The organism is Candidatus Krumholzibacteriia bacterium, from assembly GCA_035268685.1.
Lineage (GTDB): Bacteria > Krumholzibacteriota > Krumholzibacteriia > JAJRXK01 > JAJRXK01 > JAJRXK01.
On the sequence record DATFKK010000135.1, the window covers coordinates 21,473 to 30,259 of the forward strand.

General features: G+C 67.4%; 6 protein-coding genes. All 6 read left to right on the plus strand.

Annotation, left to right across the window (positions count from 1 at the left end):
- Positions 1-130 precede the first annotated feature (130 nt).
- The 6 genes from VKA86_12950 (at position 131) to murQ (ending at position 8,730) form a co-directional block, all read left to right on the plus strand.
- Entirely contained in the window at positions 131-838 is a 708-nt protein-coding gene (locus VKA86_12950) for a hypothetical protein (GenBank protein HKK72121.1), read from the plus strand.
- Positions 839-947: 109 nt separating this feature from the next.
- The gene (locus VKA86_12955; GenBank protein HKK72122.1) at positions 948-1,532 is read left to right on the plus strand and encodes a hypothetical protein; all 585 of its coding nucleotides are present in this window, start codon (positions 948-950) and stop codon (positions 1,530-1,532) included.
- Positions 1,533-1,692: 160 nt separating this feature from the next.
- On the plus strand, positions 1,693-2,304 hold the full coding sequence (locus tag VKA86_12960) for a hypothetical protein (GenBank protein ID HKK72123.1): 612 nt from the start codon (positions 1,693-1,695) through the stop codon (positions 2,302-2,304).
- A 407-nt stretch (positions 2,305-2,711) separates the two neighbouring features.
- On the plus strand, positions 2,712-3,371 hold the full coding sequence (locus VKA86_12965; GenBank protein HKK72124.1) for a hypothetical protein: 660 nt from the start codon (positions 2,712-2,714) through the stop codon (positions 3,369-3,371).
- Between the two features lie 256 nt (positions 3,372-3,627).
- Entirely contained in the window at positions 3,628-7,755 is a 4,128-nt protein-coding gene (locus tag VKA86_12970; protein ID HKK72125.1) for a C25 family cysteine peptidase, read from the plus strand.
- Positions 7,756-7,818: 63 nt separating this feature from the next.
- Positions 7,819-8,730, plus strand: a complete 912-nt coding sequence (gene murQ / locus VKA86_12975) for an N-acetylmuramic acid 6-phosphate etherase (GenBank protein ID HKK72126.1) — start codon at positions 7,819-7,821, stop codon at positions 8,728-8,730.
- Positions 8,731-8,787: the final 57 nt, after the last annotated feature.

The window sequence follows — 8,787 nt, forward strand, 5'->3', positions numbered from 1 at the left end:
GAGATCGTTGGTCCGGCTCTCATGTGCTCTTGATTTTCGCTTAATTCCTTGCGCCCGTTGGATTTGCACGAAATCGACGGGCTTGACACCCGATCTCGGAGCGTGCTAGCCTCTGAGTGTCGAGTATCGGTTGAAAGAGTGGAAGGAGTTCGGTAGCGCGGATCAAGACAAACAAGCAACGTGGTCGGGAAACCTCACCGACCGCGCGACGTACCCTTGGGAGGTATCCTTGATGAACAAGAGACTCTTGGGTCTCGCTGTCGCTGGCAGCATGCTTCTCGGTCTCGCCACCTCGGCGACCGCGGGTGTGCCCGATCTGACGCAGAGCACGGCCTCTGGCCCGGGCTCGACGCTTCAGGTCCTCATCACCCCGGCCGGCCTGGGTTCGAACCTGGGGACGGCAGGTGCCACGGTGACCGTCACCGTTCGCGATGCGAACGGGACGCCGATCCAGGGCTTTCCGTTCCAGGACGTGACCCTGAACGACAACGGCACCGATGAGCTGAACATCTGCCCCGGTGGTTCGGTCGCAGATGCGAACACGGACGCCAGCGGTGTCACCACCTTCACCGGAAACATCTTCGGTGGCGGTTTCACCCAGAACGGCCTTCAGGTCTTCCTGGGCGGCAACGCTCTGGCCGGCCCGGCCCTGAGCATCGACGTCAACAGTGCTGACATCACGGGCGACCGTGTGGTCAACATCGCCGACGTCGGTGAGTTCGGTGTGGATTTCGGTAGCGGTGCCTTCGCGTTCCGCTCGGACTTCATCGACGACGGCGAGCTGAACATCGCCGACGTGGGTGAGTTCGCGCTCCACAACCAGGAAGTCTGCCCCTAGTCCTGCTCCGTCAACGGCTCGGGGGCACCTCTCGCGGGGTGTCCCGTCCGCCGAGAGCAACTCCCTTGAATTCGCAACAAGTGCCTGAGCATCCACAAGGAGTGATCCCATGCTCAAGAGGACAATGGCCGTCACCATCGCGATCCTGATCGCGGTGGCCGCCGGTCCCGTTGCGGCGCAGCCCTGTACTCTCGGTGTCTACGGTGATGCCGAGGGAACGACGGGTTTCGTGAGCCCGATCGTCGGCGAGCCTTTCGACATTCATGTCGTGATGTTCGTCGAGGGTCTGGTCAACGGCGTCGGCTACACACTCACCGTCGATGGCGGTGTCGATCTCTTCTCGACCGGTGCGCAGTACGGACCGGGCGGTGGGGGTCTCAACTTCCCGAACGATCCGAACGAGCCGGTCTTCAGTGGCCAGAACGTCGGTCTGGGTGAGTGTGCCATCGGTTTCACCGGTTTCCCCGTTCTCGTGGCCACGTACTCGTTCATCGCGACGAGTCCGGATGCCGCCACGGTCTTCGGTGTGACCGGGAACCCGGAGTCGTCGAGCCTCGACACGACTCTTCCCGTGTACAGCGACTGCAACGGTGTGATCCTGACCTGCGACGTCGGGCCCAGCCTGACCGTCGAGGCTCCGGTCGACACCGAGACCGAGTCGTTCGGTGCGGTGAAGAGCCTGTACCGCAACTGATCGTCTTCGACGAGCGACTGCTTCGTCGCGATCGATGGGTGGGTGGTGCCACGGGGCATCACCCTTCCCGTCCCCCGACGGGCAGGGTTCGAGATAAATCCCCGGGAGGAATCTTCTCCCTCGTGCGTTCAACAGTCTCCCTCACGGAGGAAGTGCTTCCATGAAGAAGCTTGTCACTGCAGCCGCGGCCATCGCCCTGGTCGTGAGCGCCGGTGCTGCGCAGGCGCAGCAGCCGGAGCCCGGCGATCTCGCCATGTTCGCCGACGCCGAAGGCACCATGACCACGCTCGACGTCACTCCCGGAGTGGCCTTCGACGTCTTCGCGGTCGCCTTCGACGTTCCCGGCGGCCTGAAGGCCTACGAGCTGGGTATCTCCGGCGTCGAGGCCCTCGGTCTGTTCCAGCTCGGCTTCGAGCTCTTCGGTCCGGTTCCGCTGAACATCGGCAGTGCCCAGGACCGCAACTTCATCGTCGGCACCGGCGCCTGCATCCCCGAGACCGGTGCAGCGGTGCTGGTCCAGCTGAACCTGCTGGGCACCACGGCGATTCCGGCCGACAGCCCGCTCTGCGTCACCGGGAGCACCCCGAGCTCGTTCGACGACTTCGGGAGCCCTCCGGGCTTCTCGGACTGCAACAACCAGATCTCGCCCTTCGGCGTGGCCACCAACGGCGGCGACATCTACCCCGACGGGTGCCTGATCCTGAACGCCACCGGGACCGGCCCGGTCGACACCGAGAGCAGCAGCTTCGGTGAGGTCAAGGCGCGCTTCTAGGCCGCGTCCGAAGTCCGAACGGTCCATTGCCATGGACGGAGAAGGGCGCCCCGGTGGGGTGCCCTTCCTCGTTGCTCCCCACGGGCCTCCGGGGATTCCCGGGCCGGTCGATCGTTCCTGCCCCTTTCAATCGGCGCCGGATGTTCGTATTCTCCGAAGGTCCGGAAATCAGGGCGGGTTTCCGGGGTCGGGTCCTCGGGAATTGGACTTGACGCCGACGGCGTGTCCGCCTATTCCCTTGGGGCTCGTGGGCACTGTGCCCGGGTCGCCGGTTCTCGCACCGGCCCAGCCCTCGACCCGCAGACGATATCCAGCGAGCACCTGCGCCGACTGATGGGCATCGGAAGGCCAGTGCGTAATGCCACGAGTGCTCCGGTCGTCCCGGGGTACTTCGAGGAGGACAGAGCATGAAGCGAATCGCGATCGCCACCCTTGCGCTGTTGATCGCAGGTGCCTTGGCGGTCCCTGCGCAGGCGCAGTCTGAGACCTTCGGGGATGTCGACTTCGGTAGTCTGTACCTGAGCGCAGACCCCGAACAGCAGGTCGACTTTCTCCAGAACATTGCTCCGGGCGGGCAGTTCGAGTTCTATCTCGTGACCGAGATCGACTTCTCGGCCATCGGCGAGCCCGGTCAGAATGCCACGAACGGGATGAGTGCCTGGGAGGCACGCGTGACCGTTCCGGCCAGCATGTTCGTTCTGAACCAGGTGGCCACTCCGGTCTCGATCGACATCGGGGCCAAGGCCGCTCCCGTGTTCGACTACGTCGTGGGCACCGGTCAGAACGTCCCGGCCGACAGCACTCCCCGCGCGCTGGTGACGTTCACCGGCCTCTTCACGTCGCCCACGGACGGCACGCAGCTCGCAGAGGTGGGCATCGTCGCCAATCCGTCGGCGGACACCCCGACCTGGGTCGAGTGGCTGGCCATCAACGAGTGCTCCACCGCGACCGGTCCGACGAAGTGCATCCGAAGGTTCACCGATTTCGGTAACCTGCGACTCAGCACCAGCGTCGACACCGACGAGGGTAGCTGGGGCGGCATGAAGGCACAGTTCGGCTCCGAGTGACCGACGGGACACTCGTGGTTCTGATCCCGAAGGGTCCGGCCATCGGCCGGACCCTTCGTCGTTGTACGCCCCGGGATCGGTGGGGTGCGGTTGACCCTCCCGCGCTTCGAACGTAAGCTTGTTCCGCCAACCATCGTCGGGGATGCCCGTCCCCACGCTGCGCCCGTCCCCAGTTCCCCTCTCTGCCTCCCGTGGCGTGGACGTCGTCATGCGATTGCATCGATCTACGGTTTCCTGGCTCGTTCTGGCGAGTCTGATGGTAGCGGCGCCGGTGGGCGCCGAGGTGGAGTGGACGGTGCTCGAGAGTTCCGAGCAGCGACTCCGGCTCCGTATCGACGTGGCGGGTGAGGAGGTCGTCCGGGGCCTGGGGCCCGACCAGCGTTGGATCGCGGTCGAGATCCCCGGCGCGCCGGGGATCGGCGATCCGGGGCAACCGGTCCTGCCGCGCGCCGCGCGCTGGATCGCGCTGCCGCCCGAGGGCGAGGCCAGAGTCCGGATCGACCGGCTGGATCTCGAAACCCTCGATCCCGGGCGCGTGGTTCCCGCCCCGGTTCCCGAGCCGGTTCCCGACCCGCTTCCCGGCGAGCCGCGTCTGCGCGAGATCGCGCGCGAGGGGGAGGGCTACGGATCCTTCCGGACCGCCCGGGGCGACGTCGCGCGCCTCGGCCGGCCCAGTTTCACGCGCCGTCAGCGGCTGGCCGCTCTCCGGGTCGATCCCGTGCTCTACGATGCGGGTACCGGTGCGTTGCAGATCGCGCGGACCCTCGAGCTGACCGTCGAGTTCGGACGCGGCGGAATCGCCCGGCCCGAACCCGGCCGGGTCGAATCCACCGTTGCGGCCGTCGTGCTGAACCCCGAAGTGGCCGGCACCTGGAGAACGCTGCCGCCGCGCCTCGAGCAGAAGCGTCGTTCCATGGAAGAGGCGATGCTCCGTCGTGCAGCGCAGGACGGAGCGGTCCTCGACGCGGCGACACTGATCGCCGATCCGATCCGGTTGAAGGTCTCGCAGACCGGAGTGCGCCGGGTGATCGGCGCGGCGCTGCTCGAAGAAGGCGGTCTGCCCGCCACGATCGCACGCCGGCAGTTGCGGCTCGTCAAGCTGCGCCCGTCGACACCGGACGAGCCCGGATACCCCGCTCCGCTGGTGATCGACGTTCCCGTGCACTTCGCCGGTGACGACGTCGACCCGTCGGCCTCGCTCGATCCGCGCGATCAGATCGTGTTCTACGGGTTGTCCGTCGAGGACGAGGCCGCGCGATGGGGGAGCGCGACCGGGGGTCCGCGCGCCACGCCGGGTCGACCGGATCACTACAACAGCGACAACGTGTACTTCCTGCTGGCCGCCGAGCCGCCCGCAGAAGGGTGGGCGCGCATGCAGAGCGTGTCGGCCGGCACCTACACCGGGAACGATCCGGCGACCCGGTACACGCGTGTCGAGCACTTCGAGCAGGACCGTGGGTATCAGGAGGATCCCTTCCGCCTCGACCTCGAGCGCTACCACTGGAACGACGGCCGCGAGGTCGAGGAGGCGCTCGGCTCGATCCGGTTCGTGAACCCGGTTCCCGGCAGCGACCTGGTCGTGCGGTGGACCGCTGCCCGGTTCCAGAACATTTCCGATTCGTACTCGTTCGCGCTGCGGAGCGAGGACGGTGCGATCGAGATCGACCTCGGAACCCGACTGCTGGCCGCGGCCAACGGAGGTCTGGTCGAGTTCGAGCGCCAGGTCGAGAGCGCGCCGCTCCAGAACGGGGCCTGGCTCTTCCGCATGCGCCGCGAGGGGGTTCCGAACTCGTTCCTGTCGGCCTACTTCGGCGAGGTGGAACTCGAGTATCCGGCGACCTATCGGGCATTCGGAAATCGACTCGACTTCACCCTGCCGACGGGGGGGCAGCCCTACGACGTGCGGATCCCGGGCTTCGGCCGCGACGAGGTCCTGCTCTTCGACGTGAGCGATCCGAACCTACCGCGCATCGTGACCCTGCCGGCGAACGGCCTCGTGTCCGAAGGCGACGGGTTCGTCCTGCAGGCCCGTCTGGACCAGGCGCCCGGCCAGACGAAGCGCTTCCTGGCGGCGGCACGTCTCGACGTTCCGCAGGTGACGACCCTGCAACGGGACACGGTGGCGGACCTGTTCGACACCATCGACGACGTGCAGGTCCTGGTGGTGGGGCCCGAGGAGTTCCGCAGCGAGGCCGAGCGATGGATCGACTTCCGGCGCGATCGTGTCGGCGGGCGCGACTGGAACTTCGCCTACATCGATCACGAGCAGATCTACGATCACTTCTCGGGCGGACTGCAATCGCCGGCCGCGATCCGGGACCTGGCCGAGTACGCCTACCTGCAGTGGGACGCGCGCGCACTCGTGTTGATGGGAGACGCGGGCGAGGAGGCGCGCATGGTGACGGGGCGTGGATCCCCGAATCGTGTGCCGATCAGCATGCACATCCAGAACTTCGACGGCAACGAGCTGTTGGCTTCGGACAAGTGGTACGGCGTGTTCGGCTACACCGGTGGCTCGTACCCGAGCAACCTGCGCCAGACCTCGGACATCGTCATCGGTCGACTCCCGGCCGGTGACGTCGACGAGTTGCGGACGATGATCGACAAGATCATCGCCTACGAGCAGCCCTCCGCCGACGACGAGTGGCGCCGTCGCACATTGTGGGTGGCCGACGACGCCTACTCGACCGATTCGTACCTCGGGGGCGTGGGGGGATCGACCTACTGCCTGCAACCGGGAGAGCGCGAGTTCGCGAACAGTCAGGAGAACGCATCGCGCCGTGCCTCGGGTCCGCTCGACGGCACCCTGATCGCACAGTTCCTCGACCTGGACGACTTCACCGCCGAGTTCCGGGGGGGCGCTCAGTGTGCCGATCTGAACACGGTCCGGCAGGGATACGAGGCGAACCACCGCAGTCAGTTCGAGGACCTGCTGAGCGACGGTTGGCTCATGGTCAGCTACCAGGGCCACGCCAACTTCAATCTGCTCGGCCACGAGAACTTCCTCACCGACGTCCGCATCGCGGCCGACAAGGGCGACCAGCTCACGAACGTGGGCAGGCCCTATCTGTTCTTCGGAATGGGGTGCCACATCTCGGACTTCTGCCAGGCCGACGAAACGCTCTTCGGAACGCCGGCGGTGGGCGAGACCATGATGCGGCTGCCGCAGAAGGGAGCGCTCGCCACGTACGGGAGCAGTGGCTTCGAATTCCTCCTGCCGAACGCCCGCTTCATGGAGCTGATCACCGAAGCCATGTTCCGCGAACCGCGTCGCAACAGCCCCGTGCTGGGCGACGATCTGCGGAGCCAGTGGCTCATGGGTGAGTCGCTCGCGCAGGCCGAGCTGAACGCACTGGCCTTCTCCGGCGGTTTCGACGAGATGGTCTCGCAGTACAACCTGCTCGGTGATCCACTGCAGCGACTCGACGCGGCCGCGCCGCGCCTGCGGGCGGAGCGTGGCGGCAGCGAGGTCGGTGACGGCACTGCGCTCGAGGCCGATGCCGGGGACTCGACGGCCACCTTCACCCTGGCGGCGGTCGACGAGTCGGGTGTCGATCGCATCGAGGTCTCCGACGACCGTGGCCGCAGCTACGCGACCCTCCGGCCCGGAGTGGCCGATCCCGATCTCCGCGCCATCGAGCGTGTACTCGAATTACCGGTGTATCCGCAGGACTACACGGTCGAGATCGCCGTCTACGACGAGTCCTATCCGGAACTGCAACGGCGCGTGCTGCGCTTGCCGGTGAGCCTGGATCTCCGGGTGTTCGCCAACGGCGAGCAGCTCGACGACCCGTCGCAGCTCACACTCGACCCGCAGCGTCGCACCGCGCTCGAGATCGAGTTCCGCAGTCCGGTCGACCTGACCAGCGACCAGATCGAGGTCGTCTTCGAAGGGGTCGACGTCCTGGGGCTGTCGATCGAGGGCGGAGGGCGCGACTGGACCCTGGGCTTCGACGCGCAGCCGCGCGGGGGGGAGTCGATCGGGGCGCTGACGCTGGTCCTGGCCGATCTCCCGACGCAGGTGACCGAGCCCGACGGGCCGGCACCCACCAGCGACGCTCCCGTTCTGCTTCGTCACACACCGGTGCCGAGCCCCTTCGCCGATCGGACCTACGTGACCGCCCACGTCGAGGGGACGGTGGAGAGCGCGCGGCTGACCGTGTACGATCTCAGCGGTCGCACGGTCTACACCTCGGACTTCTTCGAAGCGCACGAGGTGACCAGTGGCACGGGAGAGACCCTGCGTGCCGTCACCGTCGAGTGGAACGCCCGCGACGAGGTGGGCGACGAGGTCGCCAACGGCACCTACCTCTACCGCCTCGAGGTCCGCGGACCGGCCGGCCGTGCGCGCAGCGACATGGGTCGGGTCGTCGTCATGCGCTGAACGGGTCGGACGCGGAACCGGCAGGGAGGCTGGATCCTGGAGGACCGGAGTCTGTACGAGCTCCTGCGGGGACTGACCACCGAGGAGCGCAACCCACGCACGCGCGAGATCGATCGTGGATCGACACTGGACGTGTTGCGCGCGATCCACGCGGAGGACCGCTCGGTCCTCGACGTGGTCGAGGCCGCACTTCCGCGCTGGGCGGTGGTGGTGGACCGTGTGGTCGACGCCTTCCGCCAGGGTGGTCGTCTCGTCTACGCGGGGGCGGGCACCAGCGGCCGCCTCGGTGTGCTCGACGCGGCCGAGTGCCCTCCGACCTACGGCACCGACCCCGAACTCGTCCGCGGCCTCGTCGCGGGCGGTGCTCCCACGCTCGTTCGGAGCGCCGAAGGTGTGGAGGACGACGAGGCCGCAGCGGTGGCCGACGTCGACGACGTCGGCCCGGGGGAACGCGACGTGCTCGTCGGCATCTCGGCCAGTCGCCGCACGCCCTATGTGCGCGCCGTCCTGCGCCGGGCACGGGAGCGCGGCGCGTGGACGGCCTTCCTCGTGGGCAACCATCTCGATCCCGACGACGAGGCCGCCGTCGCCGACCACGTGGTCGAGGTCGTCACCGGTCCCGAGGCGATCACCGGCAGCACACGGATGAAGGCTGCGCTGGCCCAGAAGATGATGCTGACCATGCTCACCACCGCGGCCATGGTGCGTTGGGGCAAGACCTACGAGAATCTGATGGTCGACGTCGCTCCGACCAGTCGCAAGCTGGTCGAGCGGGCCAAGGGTCTGGTCATGCACCTGGGCGGTGTGGACTACGAGCACGCGGCCGAGCTGCTGGAGGCCACCGATCACCAGGTGAAGACGGCGGTGGTCGTGGCGCGCCGGGGCGGAACCCCGGCCGCGGCCCGCGCCCGCCTGGATCGAGCCGGCGGCAGCCTCCGGGCTGCGCTGGCCGGGGACACGCAGGAGACGCACTGATGCGACGCACGCACGCGGTCCGATTCACGGTGTGGCTGCTGACGGTGGCCGCCGTCG